This window comes from Luteirhabdus pelagi (genome assembly GCF_016827595.1).
Classification (GTDB): Bacteria; Bacteroidota; Bacteroidia; order Flavobacteriales; family Flavobacteriaceae; genus Luteirhabdus; species Luteirhabdus pelagi.
Genome location: NZ_JAECMS010000001.1, coordinates 478146 through 495875 on the forward strand (window position 1 = coordinate 478146; position 17730 = coordinate 495875).

14 protein-coding genes and 5 tRNA genes are annotated in these 17730 nt (G+C 43.5%); all 19 read right to left on the reverse strand.

Annotated features, from left to right (window positions below; translation table 11 throughout):
• Positions 1-5 precede the first annotated feature (5 nt).
• Positions 6-326, reverse strand: a complete 321-nt coding sequence (locus I4Q58_RS02165) for a DUF3467 domain-containing protein (protein ID WP_203293255.1) — start codon at positions 324-326, stop codon at positions 6-8.
• A 58-nt stretch (positions 327-384) separates the two neighbouring features.
• Positions 385-4683 carry a DNA-directed RNA polymerase subunit beta' gene (rpoC, locus tag I4Q58_RS02170; protein WP_203293257.1) on the reverse strand — a complete coding sequence of 1433 codons (4299 nt, stop codon included), beginning with the start codon at positions 4681-4683 and terminating at the stop codon, positions 385-387.
• A gap of 141 nt (positions 4684-4824) precedes the next feature.
• Entirely contained in the window at positions 4825-8637 is a 3813-nt protein-coding gene (gene rpoB / locus I4Q58_RS02175) for a DNA-directed RNA polymerase subunit beta (RefSeq protein WP_203293259.1), read from the reverse strand.
• Positions 8638-8775: 138 nt separating this feature from the next.
• Positions 8776-9150 carry a 50S ribosomal protein L7/L12 gene (gene rplL, locus I4Q58_RS02180; RefSeq protein ID WP_116693344.1) on the reverse strand — a complete coding sequence of 125 codons (375 nt, stop codon included), beginning with the start codon at positions 9148-9150 and terminating at the stop codon, positions 8776-8778.
• Between the two features lie 57 nt (positions 9151-9207).
• Positions 9208-9729: a 50S ribosomal protein L10 gene (rplJ, locus tag I4Q58_RS02185; protein ID WP_203293261.1), complete on the reverse strand. Its 522-nt coding sequence runs from the start codon at positions 9727-9729 to the stop codon at positions 9208-9210.
• A 12-nt stretch (positions 9730-9741) separates the two neighbouring features.
• Entirely contained in the window at positions 9742-10437 is a 696-nt protein-coding gene (rplA, locus tag I4Q58_RS02190) for a 50S ribosomal protein L1 (protein ID WP_203293263.1), read from the reverse strand.
• A 21-nt stretch (positions 10438-10458) separates the two neighbouring features.
• Positions 10459-10896: a 50S ribosomal protein L11 gene (gene rplK, locus I4Q58_RS02195; RefSeq protein WP_203293265.1), complete on the reverse strand. Its 438-nt coding sequence runs from the start codon at positions 10894-10896 to the stop codon at positions 10459-10461.
• 72 nt (positions 10897-10968) lie between these two features.
• Positions 10969-11523: a transcription termination/antitermination protein NusG gene (nusG, locus tag I4Q58_RS02200; protein WP_203293267.1), complete on the reverse strand. Its 555-nt coding sequence runs from the start codon at positions 11521-11523 to the stop codon at positions 10969-10971.
• Positions 11524-11525: 2 nt separating this feature from the next.
• Positions 11526-11714 (reverse strand): preprotein translocase subunit SecE, encoded by a 189-nt coding sequence (gene secE, locus I4Q58_RS02205; protein ID WP_203293269.1) that lies wholly within the window; start codon positions 11712-11714, stop codon positions 11526-11528.
• An 18-nt stretch (positions 11715-11732) separates the two neighbouring features.
• Positions 11733-11805 (reverse strand) — tRNA-Trp (locus tag I4Q58_RS02210).
• A gap of 111 nt (positions 11806-11916) precedes the next feature.
• The gene (gene tuf, locus I4Q58_RS02215) at positions 11917-13104 is read right to left on the reverse strand and encodes an elongation factor Tu (RefSeq protein WP_203293271.1); all 1188 of its coding nucleotides are present in this window, start codon (positions 13102-13104) and stop codon (positions 11917-11919) included.
• 54 nt (positions 13105-13158) lie between these two features.
• Positions 13159-13230 (reverse strand) — tRNA-Thr (locus I4Q58_RS02220).
• Positions 13231-13520: 290 nt separating this feature from the next.
• Positions 13521-13593 (reverse strand) — tRNA-Gly (locus I4Q58_RS02225).
• Between the two features lie 626 nt (positions 13594-14219).
• Positions 14220-14302: transfer RNA gene (locus tag I4Q58_RS02230), tRNA-Tyr, on the reverse strand.
• 239 nt (positions 14303-14541) lie between these two features.
• Positions 14542-14615: transfer RNA gene (locus tag I4Q58_RS02235), tRNA-Thr, on the reverse strand.
• A gap of 111 nt (positions 14616-14726) precedes the next feature.
• Positions 14727-15029, reverse strand: a complete 303-nt coding sequence (locus I4Q58_RS02240; protein ID WP_203293273.1) for an HPF/RaiA family ribosome-associated protein — start codon at positions 15027-15029, stop codon at positions 14727-14729.
• Between the two features lie 20 nt (positions 15030-15049).
• Positions 15050-15937 (reverse strand): tyrosine-type recombinase/integrase, encoded by an 888-nt coding sequence (locus tag I4Q58_RS02245; protein WP_203293275.1) that lies wholly within the window; start codon positions 15935-15937, stop codon positions 15050-15052.
• Positions 15938-16003: 66 nt separating this feature from the next.
• Positions 16004-16198, reverse strand: coding sequence for a 30S ribosomal protein S21 (rpsU, locus tag I4Q58_RS02250; RefSeq protein ID WP_203293277.1), 195 nt, complete (start codon positions 16196-16198; stop codon positions 16004-16006).
• Positions 16199-16275: 77 nt separating this feature from the next.
• On the reverse strand, positions 16276-17694 hold the full coding sequence (locus tag I4Q58_RS02255) for a carboxypeptidase-like regulatory domain-containing protein (RefSeq protein WP_203293280.1): 1419 nt from the start codon (positions 17692-17694) through the stop codon (positions 16276-16278).
• Positions 17695-17730: the final 36 nt, after the last annotated feature.

The window sequence follows — 17730 nt, forward strand, 5'->3', positions numbered from 1 at the left end:
CTTTTCTAGGCTTCTCCCGTGGGACCAAAATTCATCGGCATTTGCGGTTGCTCTTGTTCCTTAATCTTTCCATGGGCCTTTTCGAAGCGTTGGATATTATCGCCCAAAGCGCGCATTAACCGTTTAGCATGCTGTGGGGTTAGTACAATTCTCGATTTTACCTTGTTCTTCGGCACTCCAGGCATAATGGAAACAAAGTCTAGGACAAATTCGGTTTGCGAATGATTGATGATCGCCAGGTTACTATAAATACCTTGGGCTACGTTTTCATCTATCTCGATATTTAGCTGTCCCTGTTTTTGATTTTTCTTTTTCTCGTCTGCCATAGTCACTATCTTAAAAAAGTTGCGCCCCTTACAAAGGAGCGCAAACTTCAATTGGTTATTAATTATAATTTACTTCTTGCTTCTCGCGGGTCATCGCTTCCAGCTCTTCCTTACTGCCTACGATTATGGTATCATAATCGCGCATTCCGGTACCGGCAGGAATCTTATGTCCTACGATTACATTCTCCTTCAGACCTTCTAGGGTATCGATCTTACCGCTTACGGCAGCTTCGTTCAATACCTTCGTTGTTTCCTGGAAGGATGCAGCAGAGATAAACGACTTGGTTTGAAGTGAAGCTCTCGTAATACCTTGAAGGATTGGTGTAGCCGTTGCAGGAACTGCGTCACGTGCTTCAACCAAGGCCTTATCGTTACGGCGCAATACGGAGTTTTCATCACGTAGGTCACGCGGTGTTACGATTTGTCCTTCTTTCAGGTTCTCACTATCACCAGCATTTTCAACTACCTTCATTCCGAAGATCTTATCGTTCTCCTCGATGAAGTCGTCTTTATGTGCCAATTGATTCTCCAAGAAAGTAGTATCTCCAGAGTCTACGATACGTACTTTACGCATCATCTGACGCACTACTACTTCGAAGTGTTTATCGTTAATCTTCACCCCTTGCAGACGGTATACCTCTTGAACTTCGTTCACTAAATATTGCTGTACTGCAGATGGGCCTTTGATGCGAAGAATGTCTTCTGGCGTGATGCTACCATCTGATAACGGCATACCTGCACGAACGTAGTCATTCTCCTGAACCAAGATCTGGTTACTCAACTTCACCAAGTATTTCTTGATTTCACCAATCTTAGACTCTACGATAATCTCGCGATTACCACGCTTGATTTTCCCGAAGGAAACCACCCCGTCGATTTCACTTACAACCGCAGGGTTCGATGGGTTACGTGCTTCGAACAATTCGGTTACACGTGGAAGACCACCGGTAATATCACCCGCTTTGGCAGATTTACGTGGAATCTTCACCAACACCTTACCGATCTTGATCTTTTCACCATCGTCTACCATCAAGTGGGCACCCACTGGTAAGTTATACGAACGGATTACTTCATCTTTCTTGCCGAGAATCTGAAGCGTTGGAATTTTCTTTTTATCTCTAGATTCAGAGATTACTTTCTCTTGGAATCCTGTTTGCTCATCAATTTCAACTTGATAGGTAACCCCTTGTACGATGTTTTCATATTTGATTTTACCTGCAAATTCTGAAATAATCACACCGTTATATGGATCCCACTGGCAAACTACATCGCCTTCCTTCACCTTATCGCCATCTTTCACATACAAGCTAGATCCGTAAGGAATGTTGTTGTTACTTAATACGATACCGGTCTTCGGATCGACCACCTTGATTTCGGAAGTACGTGAAATCACGATATCTACTTCCTTACCATCGTTATCTTCACCTTTAACCGTCTTCAAGTCTTCGATTTCGGCGCGACCTTCATATTTCACTACCAATTTGTTCTCTTCGGAAATGTTTCCTGCAATACCACCCACGTGGAAGGTACGAAGGGTAAGCTGTGTACCAGGCTCTCCAATAGATTGGGCTGCTACTACACCAACCGCTTCTCCTTTTTGAACAATTTTATTGGTCGCAAGGTTACGTCCATAACACTGAGAACAAACACCTCGTTTGGCCTCACATGTTAGTGGGGAACGAACTTCTACACTCTCTAAGGCAGAATTTCCAATCTTCTCTGCGATCTCCTCTGTAATATGGTCGCCAGCAGCTATCAGCAATTCCTTGCTCAATGGATCGTACACATCATTCAATGCATTACGACCTACGATTCTATCTGATAGGCTTTCTACAATCTCTTCATTTTTCTTTAAGGCAGAGACTTCAATTCCTCGAAGCGTATCACAATCTACTTCGTTAATGATAACGTCCTGTGAAACGTCTACCAATCGACGTGTTAGGTAACCCGCATCGGCCGTTTTCAATGCCGTATCGGCAAGACCTTTACGCGCACCGTGGGTAGAGATAAAGTATTCCAAAATAGAAAGCCCTTCCTTAAAGTTCGAAAGAATCGGGTTTTCAATAATCTCTCCACCACCTGAATTCGACTTCTTCGGCTTCGCCATCAATCCACGCATACCTGTCAGCTGACGAATCTGCTCTTTACTACCCCGTGCACCGGAGTCAAGCATCATATATACCGAGTTAAATCCTTGTTGGTCTTCTCGAATACGCGTCATCGACAGTTCGGTCAACTGTGCGTTGGTCGCTGTCCAGATGTCAATTACCTGGTTATAGCGTTCGTTATTCGTAATAAGACCCATATTATAGTTACCAACGATGGCATCGACCTGTTCGTTCGCATCCTCGATCATTTGTTGTTTCTCAGCTGGTATAATAATATCTCCTAAGCTAAACGACAATCCACCTTCGAAGGCAAACTTATATCCTAGCGTTTTAATTTCATCTAGGAATGCTGCCGTAGTAGGTACATCGGTTACTTTCAAAATGTTTCCGATAATATCACGCAAGGTCTTCTTTGTTAATACTTCATTGATGAAACCAGCTTTTTCTGGAACTTCATGGTTGAAGATAACACGTCCAACGGTTGTCGTAATAATTTGCGGCACCAATTCACCTTTATCGTTGAAATCCTTGGTTCGGATTTTAATTTCGGCGTTTAGGTCGACCTTCTTTTCATTGTAAGCAATAACGACTTCTTCTTCGGAATAGAAGGTTAGCCCCTCTCCTTTCACTTTGAAATCGTCTGTAGACTTACGAAGCTTGGTCATATAATATAGACCCAAAACCATATCCTGTGAAGGTACCGCTACCGGTGAACCATTCGCAGGGTTCAAAATATTGTGTGATGCCAACATCAACAACTGGGCTTCCAAAATAGCTTCTGGCCCTAGTGGAAGGTGAACCGCCATCTGGTCACCATCGAAGTCGGCGTTAAAGGCCGTACATACCAATGGGTGAAGCTGAATCGCCTTTCCTTCAATAAGTTTTGGCTGGAATGCTTGAATACCCAATCGGTGTAATGTAGGGGCCCGGTTCAAGAGCACTGGGTGTCCTTTCAATACATTTTCAAGGATATCCCACACCACGGGCTCTTTTTTATCGATAATCTTTTTGGCCGACTTCACCGTTTTTACAATTCCGCGCTCGATAAGCTTACGGATTACGAACGGCTTGTACAGCTCCGCGGCCATATCCTTCGGAAGACCACATTCGTATAATTTCAATTCTGGTCCAACAACAATTACCGAACGAGCAGAATAGTCGACACGCTTACCAAGTAAGTTCTGACGGAAACGTCCTTGCTTACCTTTTAAGGAGTCGGAAAGCGATTTTAACGGACGGTTGCTATCGGTTTTTACTGCTGAAGACTTACGTGTGTTATCGAACAATGAATCCACAGACTCCTGAAGCATACGCTTCTCGTTTCGAAGGATTACCTCTGGCGCTTTGATTTCCATCAAACGCTTCAGACGGTTGTTTCGGATAATAACACGACGATACAAGTCGTTCAGGTCGGACGTCGCAAAACGACCCCCATCCAATGGTACCAATGGACGTAATTCTGGTGGAATTACCGGAATTACCTTCATGATCATCCATTCTGGCTTGTTTTCACGATTCTTGTTCGCTTCACGAAGCGCTTCCACCACTTGAAGTCGTTTTAGGGCTTCGGTCTTACGTTGTTTGGATGTTTCGTTGTTTGCTTTGTGACGAAGTTCGAACGAAAGCGCATCAAGGTCGATGCGGTTCAACAATTCGATTAAACATTCAGCACCCATTTTGGCGATGAATTTGTTCGGATCGCTATCTTCCAGATATTGGTTTTCCTGTGGAATGGTATCCAAGATGTTTAGATACTCTTCCTCGGTAAGGAAATCCATTTTCTTCACCGGTTCTCCTTCTTCATCTTTGGCGATACCTGGCTGGATTACTACATAGCGTTCGTAGTAGATAATCATATCCAACTTCTTGGATGGCAACCCAAGCAAGTATCCAATTTTGTTTGGCAACGAGCGGAAGTACCAAATGTGCGCCACAGGCACCACCAAATTGATGTGCCCTACACGGTCGCGACGTACCTTCTTCTCGGTTACCTCTACACCACAACGGTCGCAAACGATCCCTTTGTAGCGAATACGTTTATATTTACCACAGGCACATTCGTAGTCCTTTACCGGACCAAAAATACGCTCACAGAAAAGTCCGTCACGCTCTGGCTTGTGCGTACGGTAGTTGATCGTTTCTGGCTTAAGCACTTCCCCACGCGATTCGGCTAGAATGGCTTCTGGCGAGGAAAGGCCAATAGAAATCTTATTGAATTTCTGTACTGTGTTTTCTTTATGTCTTGCCATAATACTGTAAAATAGTCTTTAAAGTTTTTGAGTTGAAGCCGTTTTCCAGCTTCTGAAGAATTTTGAAAGGTTTTCAACTTCAGCTTTGCTAAATAGGTTTCGACTGCGCTCAACCAGACAAAGCTAAAGTTGATTTCTTTTTTATTCCTCTAGTCTAATGTCCAGCCCTAATCCTTTCAGTTCGTGCATCAATACGTTGAACGATTCTGGAAGTCCTGGTTCTGGCATGGCTTCACCCTTCACGATACTCTCGTAGGTTTTGGCTCTACCGATTACGTCATCCGACTTAACGGTCAAGATTTCACGTAGGGTACTGGAAGCACCATAGGCTTCAAGTGCCCAAACCTCCATCTCACCAAATCGCTGACCACCAAACTGGGCTTTACCACCCAATGGTTGCTGCGTAATAAGTGAGTAAGGTCCGATAGAACGGGCGTGCATCTTATCTTCTACCATGTGGCCTAGTTTCAGCATATAGATCACACCTACGGTTGCAGGCTGATCGAAACGCATTCCGGTTCCACCGTCATATAAGTAGGTATGCCCGAATTGTGGAATACCTGCTTCGTCGGTAAGCTCGTTGATCTGTTCGATGGTAGCACCGTCGAAAATTGGCGTCGCAAACTTCTTATTCAGTTTTTGACCAGCCCAACCAAGAACGGTTTCATAAATCTGACCGATGTTCATACGCGATGGTACCCCAAGTGGGTTCAACACGATATCTACCGGTGTTCCATCTTCCAAGAATGGCATATCTTCCTCACGGACGATACGTGCTACGATACCTTTGTTACCGTGACGACCTGCCATCTTATCTCCTACTTTCAGCTTACGCTTCTTCGCGATATATACTTTCGCTAGCTTAAGGATACCAGAAGGTAATTCATCTCCAACGGAAATAGTAAACTTCTCACGACGCAAGTTACCTTGCAGGTCGTTTTCCTTAATCTTATAGTTGTGCATCAAGTCGGCAACCATAGCGTTGGTTTCATCATCAGTCGTCCACGTTCCGCCAGTAAGGTGTGTATAGTCGTCTACAGCGTTCAACATTTTAAGCGTGTACTTCTTCCCTTTTGGGAAAACCGTCTCACCTAAATCGTTAGTAACACCCTGTGCCGTTTTACCGCCTACGATTGCAAATAGTTTTTCAACCAATGTATCCTGTAGTTCCTGGAACTTGCTTTCGTATGCCAATTCCAAGTTTGCGATATCTTCTTTATCCTTCGCACGCTTGCGCTTATCCTTGATAGCTCTTTCGAACAATTTCTTGTCGATTACCACACCGTTCAACGATGGAGACGCTTTTAAGGAAGCATCTTTCACATCGCCTGCCTTATCGCCAAAGATGGCGCGAAGCAGTTTTTCTTCAGGTGTAGGATCGCTTTCTCCTTTTGGTGTAATCTTACCGATAAGGATATCGCCAGGCTTCACTTCAGCACCGATACGAATCATACCGTGTTCGTCAAGGTCTTTTGTGGCCTCTTCAGAAACGTTTGGAATGTCGTGTGTTAGTTCTTCGTTCCCTAGTTTTGTATCTCGTACTTCAAGGGAATACTCATCGATATGAATAGAGGTGAAGATATCTTCACGCACTACTTTTTCTGAAATCACGATCGCATCCTCGAAGTTATATCCTTTCCAAGGCATGAAAGCAACCTTCATGTTTCGACCTAAGGCCAATTCACCGTTTTCGGTAGCATATCCTTGACACAATACCTGTCCTTTCTTCACTCGGTCGCCTTTCTTCACGATAGGCTTCAAGTTGATAGAAGTACTTTGGTTTGTCTTTCGGAATTTTACGAGCTTATATGTTTTAGAATCGCTATCGAAGCTAACCATACGCTCTTCGTCGGTACGGTCGTACTTGATAGTTACTTCATTTGCATCTACATATTCGACCTCTCCATCGCCTTCAGCATTAATAAGAACACGTGAATCGGAAGCTACCTGACGCTCCAATCCAGTTCCTACAATAGGGGAATCGGCACGAAGCAATGGTACTGCCTGACGCATCATGTTACTTCCCATCAGGGCACGGTTCGCATCATCATGCTCCAAGAATGGAATCAAAGATGCTGAAATAGACGCGATCTGATTTGGCGCAACGTCGGCGTAGTTTACCTGCGTTGGCTCTACCACTGGGAAGTCACCTTCCTCACGCGCAATAACACGGTCGTTCAGGATTTTTCCATTTTTATCCAATGGAATGTTCGCCTGAGCGATCAATTTCTCTTCTTCCTCTTCAGCAGAAAGATAGATAGGCTCGTTTTTGATATCGATTTTACCATCCTCTACTTTACGATATGGCGTTTCGATGAAACCAAGGTTATTCACCTTCGCATAGACCGAAAGCGATGAGATAAGTCCAATGTTCGGACCTTCAGGGGTTTCGATCGGACACAATCTACCGTAGTGGGTATAGTGAACGTCACGAACCTCGAATCCAGCACGTTCACGAGATAGACCTCCTGGTCCAAGAGCGGAAAGACGACGCTTGTGCGTGATCTCTGCCAATGGGTTGGTCTGATCCATGAACTGTGAAAGCTGGTTGGTTCCGAAGAAGGAGTTGATTACGGAAGAAAGTGTCTTCGCGTTAATCAAATCGATTGGCGTAAATACCTCGTTATCGCGAACGTTCATACGTTCACGAATGGTACGCGCCATACGCGCCAATCCTACTCCAAACTGAGATGACAATTGTTCTCCCACGGTACGAACACGACGGTTACTAAGGTGGTCGATATCATCGATCTCTGCTTTCGAGTTGATAAGTTCGATTAGATATTTTACGATGGTAATGATATCCTCCTTGGTAAGCACTTGCTTTTCCATGTCGATATCAAGACCGAGTTTTTTGTTCATTCGGTAACGTCCTACTTCGCCTAAGTTGTAGCGCTGGTCGCTAAAGAATAACTTATTGATGATTCCGCGAGCGGTTTCCTCGTCTGGTGGTTCGGCGTTACGCAATTGACGGTAGATATGCTCTACCGCTTCTTTTTCCGAGTTCGTAGGATCCTTCTGCAAGGTATTGTGGATGATGGCATAATCCCCTTGCTGATTGTCTTCCTTATGAAGAAGAATCGTTTTTGTTCCAGAATCGATAATTTCGTCAATATGCTCCTTTTCAAGAACGGTATCGCGATCCAATACGATTTCGTTACGTTCGATTGATACCACTTCACCGGTATCTTCATCTACGAAGTCTTCGTGCCAAGTTTTTAGCACACGGGCAGCGAGTTTGCGGCCCAAGTATTTTTTAAGTCCGGTTTTCGTAGCCTTGATCTCTTCCGCTAGGTCGAAAATTTCAAGGATATCCTTATCGCGCTCAAATCCGATAGCACGGAAAAGCGTTGTTACCGGTAATTTCTTTTTACGATCGATATAGGCGTACATGACGCTATTGATATCGGTCGCGAATTCAATCCATGATCCTTTGAAAGGAATTACCCGCGCAGAATACAGTTTTGTACCATTTGCGTGGAAAGACTGTCCGAAGAACACACCAGGGGAACGGTGTAACTGAGACACCACTACGCGTTCTGCTCCGTTGATACAGAATGTACCTGAGGGAGTCATATACGGAATGGTTCCGAGGTACACGTCCTGAACAATAGTTTCAAAATCCTCGTGTTCTGGATCGGTACAGTATAATTTTAATCGCGCCTTTAAGGGAACGCTATAGGTAAGGCCACGCTCGATACATTCCTGAATGGAATATCGCGGCGGGTCCACAAAATAGTCTAAAAACTCTAGTACAAATTGGTTTCGGGTGTCGGTAATCGGAAAGTTTTCCAAAAAGGTTTTGTAGAGCCCTTCGTTACCCCTTTCTTCTGATTTGGTCTCCAACTGGAAAAAATCCTGGAAGGATTTGATCTGGATGTCCAAGAAATCCGGATAGTCCGGCTTATTCTGTACAGAAGAAAAATTCAATCTTTCAGTTTGCGTTGCTGCCATCTATGGACGGTATTTTAATTTACAAATAACGTGAGGTGCGTATACTCAGAAAGTGGAAACCTTTATATACGCAAAATGGTTTAGGCCTCTCCGGGACTTCCGGATGGCCTAAACCGTAAGGTTTGAAACAGTGCGAGCTTACTTAAGCTCAACCTCTGCTCCAGCTTCTTCTAATTGAGCTTTAACTGCTTCAGCTTCGTCTTTAGCAACACCTTCCTTAATTGGAGAAGGAGCGTTGTCTACTAATTCCTTAGCATCTTTAAGTCCAGCACCAGTCAATTCCTTAACAAGTTTTACAACTGCAAGTTTAGACCCACCTGGAGCTTTAAGGATTACGTCGAATTCCGTTTGCTCTTCAGCTTCTTCACCACCACCAGCGGCACCGCCAGCTACGGCTACTGCAGCAGCTGCAGGCTCAATTCCGTATTCTTCTTTTAATATTTCGGCTAACTCGTTAACTTCTTTTACGGTAAGGTTAACCAATTGTTCTGCAAAATCTTTTAAATCTGCCATTTTCTATCGTTTTAAAATAATTGTTTAAATATGTAATTGAATTAGTGCTATTGTTGTTTACCCTTCTTTCTCAGATAGGGTTTTTACGATACCAGCGATGGTACTTCCACCAGACTTAAGCGCTGAAATAACGTTCTTAGCAGGCGATTGAAGCAATCCGATGATGTCTCCAATAACTTCCTCCTTCGATTTGATTTCAGAAAGCGTTGTAAGCTTGTCGTCTCCAACAAAGATGGCCTCTTCGATAAATGCTCCCTTAAGGATTGGACGCTCAGATTTTTTTCTGAATTCCTTTATTACCTTAGCAGGTGCGTTTCCAGTATCGGAAACCATCAATGAGGTGTTCCCTTTTAATGTTCCGGTTAATTCACCGAAATCTTTTTCGCTGCTCTCCATTGCTTTTGCAAGCAAGGTGTTCTTTACTACGTTTAAGCTAACTCCAGCTTTGAAGCAAGCGCGACGTAGTTTTGAAGTATCTCCTGCATCAAGCCCTGAGATATCCGCCAAATAAATGATGGTGTTCTCAGCTAACTGTGCAGTCAAATTTTCTATTACTTGTGATTTTTCTTCTCTAGTCATAAGTTCTAAATTTTACTGCTCAGTGAAACGCTTGGTGTCGATTTCAACACTAGGGCTCATTGTGCTTGTCATGAAAATACTCTTGATGTACACACCCTTAGCGGCCTGAGGCTTCAGTTTTACCAATGTGGTCAATAATTCGCGAGCGTTGCCAGCGATTTTTTCCGCATCGAAAGAGGCTTTTCCAATACTTGCGTGAACGATTCCGGTTTTATCAACCTTAAAGTCGATTTTACCAGCCTTCACATCGGAAACAGCTTTCGCAACGTCCATCGTTACCGTACCAGTCTTAGGGTTAGGCATAAGCCCACGAGGTCCAAGAACACGTCCTAGAGGCCCCAATTTACCCATTACGCTAGGCATGGTTACGATTACATCAACGTCGGTCCAACCTCCTTTGATCTTATCGAGATATTCGTCTAACCCAACATAATCTGCTCCAGCTTCTTTTGCTTCAGCTTCCTTATCTGGAGTTACCAAAGCCAAAACCTTCACGTCTTTTCCGGTACCATGTGGAAGGGTAACAACCCCACGCACCATCTGATTTGCTTTCCGAGGGTCTACGTTGAGACGTACGGCCAAGTCTACAGAGGCATCGAAATTTACGTTGGTGATTTCCTTTATTAAAGCAGAAGCTTCCGCAACGGTATAGGTTTTATCCTCTACCTTCAGCAATGCTTCTTTTTGCTTTTTTGTTAATCTTGCCATTGTATAGATTCTTTTTCTTGTTTAAAAAGGTGCAGTGCCTTTAACTTTAACTCCCATTGATCTTGCAGTACCTGCTACCATTTTCATAGCAGACTCTACGGTAAACGCATTAAGATCTGGCATTTTGTCTTCGGCAATCGCTTTTACTTGGTCCCAAGTAATAGTAGCTACCTTTCTGGCGTGTGGCTCTCCCGAACCTTTTTTGACTTTAGCAGCTTCTAGGATCTGTACGGCAGCGGGTGGTGTTTTAATAACAAACTCGAAAGACTTGTCTTTATACACCGTAATCGCGACCGGCAAAACCTTTCCTTGCCTGTCCTGGGTTCTAGCGTTGAATTGCTTACAGAACTCCATAATGTTCACACCGGCAGCACCTAAAGCGGGTCCAACTGGTGGCGACGGGTTAGCGGCACCTCCACGAACTTGCAACTTTACTACTTTATCTACTTCTTTTGCCATTGTTTTGATTTTACTGCGATTTTTTCTTGTGTGGAAGCGTAAGAAAAAACCTATTTATATAGCGTGTAACACTTAAATTTTCTCAACTTGCATATAGCTAAGCTCCAATGGGGTCTTACGTCCAAAAATCTTCACCATCACCTCAAGCTTGCGCTTTTCTTCATTGATTTTTTCGACCGTACCGTTGAACCCGTTAAACGGTCCATCGATAACCTTCACTGTTTCTCCGACTACATACGGAATATTGATGCTTTCATCTTCAACGGCCAATTCATCTACTTTTCCAAGCATACGGTTCACCTCATTTTGGCGAAGCGGCACTGGATCTCCTCCTTTGGTTTCCCCTAGGAAACCAATCACTCCGTTGATAGACTTAATAATATGTGGAATTTCACCGCCCAAACTCGCTTGGATCATAATATATCCAGGAAAATAAACACGTTCTTTGTTTACCTTCTTTCCGTTGCGGATTTGAATCACTTTTTCGGTAGGCACTAGGACCTGTTCAATATAGTCCTCAAGATTCAAGCGGGTAATCTCGGATTCGATATACTCCTTGATCTTATTTTCTTGGCCACTTACCGAACGGACCACATACCATTTTTTTGCACTCTTCGTTTCAGTCATATTTACGACTTAATCCATTCAAAATACATCTCTATAACACGGCTAAATACTTTATCGACACCAAATACAGCTAATGCCAAAATGATGGAAAAGACAGCCACTACCACTGTTAGGCGTTGCGCCTCTGACCAAGTTGGCCAGGTTACGTGGTTTTTCAGTTCGTTATAGGACTCTTTTATATAATCGACCATTGTTATGGAATTTATTTGCACGGGCGGTAAGAATCGAACTCACGACCTTTGGTTTTGGAGACCACTGCTCTACCAGCTGAGCTACGCCCGTTTTTAAGGGCCTCTCCTATCCTGACTAAAGTCAGAAGCAAGTTAAACCCGTAATAAAAGTCAAGGCATCCCGCGCAGGCGGGACACCTCAGCCTTTATATATACTTAGATCTTAGTCTAGGATTTCAGTTACCTGACCAGCTCCTACTGTACGTCCTCCTTCACGGATAGCGAAACGAAGACCTACGTTCATTGCGATAGGCTGGATAAGGTCAACAGTAATCGTCAAGTTATCACCTGGCATTACCATTTCAACACCGTCAGGAAGGTTAATTGTTCCTGTCACGTCAGTTGTACGTACGTAGAACTGTGGACGGTAGTTATTGTGGAATGGCGTGTGACGACCACCTTCTTCTTTTTTCAAGATATACACCTCTGCTTTAAACTTCGCGTGAGGCGTTACAGAACCAGGCTTAGTGATTACCATACCACGTGAAATTTGGCTCTTTTCAATACCTCTCAATAAGATACCTACGTTATCACCAGCTTCACCACGGTCAAGGATTTTACGGAACATTTCAACTCCAGTAATTGTAGAGTTCAATTTCTCAGCTCCCATTCCGATGATTTCTACAGAATCACCAGTATTTGCTACACCCGTTTCAATACGACCAGTAGCAACAGTACCACGACCTGTAATAGAGAATACATCCTCGATTGGCATCAGGAAGTCTTTCTCTACATCACGTTTTGGAAGCTCGATCCACTCATCAACTGCTTCCATCAATTTCAATACAGAGTCTACCCACTTTTGCTCACCGTTCAACGCTCCAAGAGCAGAACCAGCGATAACAGGTCCGTTGTCACCATCGTACTCATAGAAAGACAATAGGTCACGGATTTCCATTTCAACCAATTCCAAAAGCTCTTCGTCGTCTACCATGTCAACTTTGTTCATGAACACAACGATACGTGGAATACCTACCTGGCGTCCAAGAAGGATGTGCTCACGTGTTTGTGGCATAGGACCATCGGTAGCAGCAACCACCAAGATAGCACCGTCCATCTGAGCAGCACCAGTTACCATGTTCTTTACATAGTCGGCGTGACCAGGACAGTCAACGTGTGCATAGTGACGGTTTTGTGTTTGGTACTCTACGTGTGAAGAGTTAATTGTGATACCACGCTCTTTTTCTTCAGGTGCGTTATCGATTTGATCGAATGAACGTGCTTCAGAATAACCAGCGTCTGCCAATACCTTAGTAATAGCAGCTGTTAATGTAGTTTTACCGTGATCTACGTGGCCAATAGTACCCACGTTTAAGTGAGGCTTCGACCGATCATATGTTTCTTTTGCCATCTTGTATTAATTTAATCTTAGTTATATATTAGTGTTCAATTATTAACAAAGTTGAGCCAATGAGGGGAATTGAACCCCTGACCTCTTCCTTACCAAGGAAACGCTCTACCCCTGAGCTACACCGGCATTAAGGGTTGAACCTGTACGCTGCTATTATAATCAACGACAGATTCCTGACTTGTACCACCACTGATTACATAACCAGTGTAAGCGGCAGCAGGAATACACTTGAGTAGAAAGCTACTCGGGATAAACTTCCCACCCGATCTCATTAAGACCTTGTGATTCATTTACCTTTTGAGCGGGAGACCCACCTCCGTTTCACTTCGGACGGGCAAGCCGGGTTTCCCTCGACTTCGCTCGGGATAAACTTCTCACCCGATCTCATTAAGACCTTGCGATTCATTTACCTTTTGAGCGGGAGACCGGGTTCGAACCGGCGACATTCAGCTTGGAAGGCTGACGCTCTACCAACTGAGCTACTCCCGCTTATACTTTATTTCAAGATTGAAACCTTGAAAAGGCGTGCAAAGATAGCGATAAATTCCAGCCTATACAAAAGCAATGAAACAAAATCGCAAACTTTATTGCACCATGATTTCAAATAACCTGCACCTTGAGGAAAAACGCTCTCAAACCACAAGTTTAATCGTTTCAACGAACCTTGGATTACTCGCTAACGCTCGTGATCCGTGAAGGGAGGACCCTTCACTGCAATTTTCAAACGCTGCCTTTCAAAAGCGAGCCTCGGAAAACGCCTCGGTTTTTCAACGAACCTTGGATTACTCGCTTACGCTCGTGATCCGTGAAGGGAGGACCCTTCACTGCAATTTTCAAACGCTGCCTTTCAAAAGCGAGCCTCGGAAAACGCCTCGGTTTTTCAACGAACCTTGGATTACTCGCTTACGCTCGTGATCCGTGAAGGGAGGACCCTTCACTGCAATTTTCAAACGCTGCCTTTCAAAAGCGAGCCTCGGAAAACGCCTCGGTTTTTCAACGAACCTTGGATTACTCGCTTACGCTCGTGATCCGTGAAGGGAGGACCCTTCACTGCAATTTTCAAACGCCGCCTTTCAAAAGCGAGCTTTTGACGCCAGCTTATCGAAAATTGCCAGTGGGGAGAGCAGGATTCGAACCTGCGAAGTCGAAAGACAACAGATTTACAGTCTGTCCTCGTTGGCCGCTTGAGTATCTCCCCGTTATTCCAATTCACATTTCGAAATTAGAATATTTCCTTTTTCAACATTTCAATACAACATTTGTTGCTTGAGATTCCTGCCTTCGCAGGAAAATTCAAGAGCCGATGGAGGGACTCCCTTCGACTTTGCTCAGGATAAACCCCGCCTGAACGGACGGGCAGGTTCTCGTCCCAAATCAAAACCTTAAAAACCAGTAAGATCTTAGATTTTCCTGATACAATTTTTCAACTTTTCAAAGAGCCGATGGAGGGACTCGAACCCACGACCTGCTGATTACAAATCAGCTGCTCTAGCCAGCTGAGCTACATCGGCTTTTGAGACCTTTTTTACCCCAATTTTTCAGCATAAAAAAGTCCGCTATTTCTAACGGACTGCAAATGTATGTAATTTTCCTTTTTAAAAAAACTTTTTTGAAAAAATTTGTTAGGAAAATGCGCGTTGTTTTTGTTTCCTTTTCTTCAGTAGTCGTTCCAGTACTCGCGTACAAACATCGGTTGCTTCTTCGAAGGTTCTCGCTTCCTTCTTGACAATCAGATCGTCGCCTGGAACACTGAGCAGCACTTCGACAATTTTGTTTTCCTTTTCACTGGTTTTTTGCACTTTTAAAAAAACATCTGCAAAAACAATTCGATCATAAAACTGTTCGAGTTTTGAGAGTTTACGATCGATGAAATGAATCAGTTTTTGATCGGCCGCGAAGTTGGGCGCTTGCACATTTACTTTCATAGGCTAGAAGTATTAAATTACTATTTTGTATTTCTTGGGTGAGAGCCTTTATAAACCTCTCGAAGCTTTGCTATACTATTGTGCGTATACACTTGCGTCGATGCCAAGCTGGAATGCCCTAAAAGCTCTTTCACCGCGGTAAGGCTTGCGCCTTGATTCAGTAAATGGGTGGCGAAGGAATGTCGCAGGATATGCGGACTTTTTTTCGCCTTTTGTGATATCTTACTAAAATAGGAATTAATGATTCGATAGACAAGCGTGTCATACATTTTAACACCCTTGGTTGTCAGGAAGATATATCGCTCTTCTGAAGCTGCAATAGCACCCCGAAATTTCAGATAATGATCTAAACTTTCCAATACGGTAGGTAGCAACGGCACGATGCGTTGCTTGTTTCGCTTTCCTAAGACTTTTACCGTTGCATTGGTTTTGGATACATCAGATATCTTCAAATTTATTAGCTCTGCACGGCGCATTCCAGTCGTATAAAAAAGTTCGACCAATAATCTATCGCGTGCACTTTCAAAATCGTCAGCATCCTCCAAATCCTCTAGCACTTCAGCAACCTCTTTTTCAGAAAAAGGCGTTTGTACTTTCTTGGGTGTTTTTAACGCCCTGTGTGTTTGCATCGGGTTTACCGAAACCTGCTTGGTCTTCAACAAAAACCTATAGTAGGTTTTTAGGGAAGACATTTTACGGTTGACGCTCCGTGGCGAAACCCCTTCATCCAACAAAGCTACAATCCAGTTACGGATCATGGCATAATTCGCTTCCTTGGGATGTGGGCAATCCAATGTTTCCTTCAAGAAACCAGCAAAGGTTTCGATATCTTTTAAATAGGCCTTCTCCGTATGGGCAGAATAATGCTTCTCTAGCAATAGGTAATCGGAAAAGTCTGAAAAGGGCATAAAAAAATCCGTTGGAACGTAAAGGTACGATTTCCAACGGATTTCAATATTTAGCAGGATGGAATATTAGTTCTCCTCCTGATCTCTAAGATTTTGGATATATTGTGCTTTTTGAATCTCTGCACGACGCTTTACAGATGGCTTCGTGAACTGCTGACGGTCACGTAGCTTTCGCATCGTTCCTGTACGATCAAATTTACGCTTAAAACGCTTTAGCGCTCTATCGATATTTTCTCCGTCTTTAACTGGTATAATTAACATAGTGTCATCACCTCCTCTCTTTTGGAGGTGCAAAAATAACAAACATTTTTATTATAGCAGTAGCTTACGCCTAAAAATTACTCCTGAAACAAAGTAGCACGTCGGCTAAGGTCTTGAATCAATTTCTCCTCCTCTTCACTTTCCAACAGTACGTTATAATTTCTCCAGAAGCTAGGGTGGTACGGTTTAGGCGAAAAGACATCGGCATTCCATTCTTTATTCTGAAGTTCTGCTTCAATTTTCCCAGGGTCTTCAATTATTTCGGTAAAGAGGATTTCCTGAATGGTATAGTAAAATTGCTCATCCGGATCCTGAGCGTTCTCCTCCAGCTGCGCATCGGTAGATCTGTCGCCGACCTTGACTAACTTTGGGGTCTCGTAATTGATGTAATTCAAATACATCTTTTCGTTATAGCGACGGTAATCCAATACTAATTTGTGATTTTCCAAAGTGCCCAACAGGCTTTTACTTCTACGCTTTTGAACATCGGAAGCAGCAACCAGATTGTATTCAATTTTCTTTATGGCGAAATCGTCCCAATAAATATAAATCCATCCCTTAGGCTCAAACCCTTCATTGTAAATTCCAGGTGTATTCAACCCAACAAAATCGGCGCCTTTGGAAATTTCAATCTTATAGAGTTTCTCATCATTTTCAACCAGAACCGTATCTAGCCGAAATTGATGTTCCTCAAGCATCTTATCCGTAAACAACGCTCCAGGGTTTCCTGCATTTCTGACCAAGTTTAGCTTTCCCTGAAACAAATTTGCTAGCCCATTCACCCGTTCATCATTCCACTTAATCGCTTTCACTAAGGTTGAAGTCGCAATAGTATCCCGATTCAAATTTCGATTCTGAAGCGTTTTGAAACGCGGATTTCTACTTTTTAAATAAGCGGTATAGGCAAAAAGACTATCCACTTCACGTAAATCATAACTCTTTCGGACCTCATCTACATTGATCAATAAACTATCCCTGCTGTCCGACCCATAACCGGCATCGTACACGCTAAGCGCACTTTCAATGAGCCACTTATATTCCTTTTTGTTTCGTTCGCGGTGACGAAGAAATGCACGCTGGATATAAGCGCTATCCGGCATGGTCTCCGGCAATTCTTCAATAGCTCGCAATACGATTTCGTTACCCGTTTTCGGACGCTTATCGGCAACGATCAAGACTTCATCCAAGGATGCGATATCCTCAAATAGGTAAATGGTAGTACCGTTTTCGAAAGCTTCTACCGTACTTTTAAAGCTTTTATACCCGATAGAGGAAATAACCAGGGTATCCTGCAGGTTCTCCTGCGGAACATTTAGCGAGAACTTACCATCCATATTACTGATGGTTCCTATAGTCGTATTCTTCACATAAATACTGGCGCTCTCAATGGGAAACTGTCCGAGTGTATCGACAACCGTTCCACGAACTTCCTTTTGGGCTACTGCCGAAATGCTGAAAAAAATCAGCAGCAATACCGTAAGAATTGGTGTTTTCATTCTTTTGAGTTGAAATGAAAGGGTTTCGATGCTCAT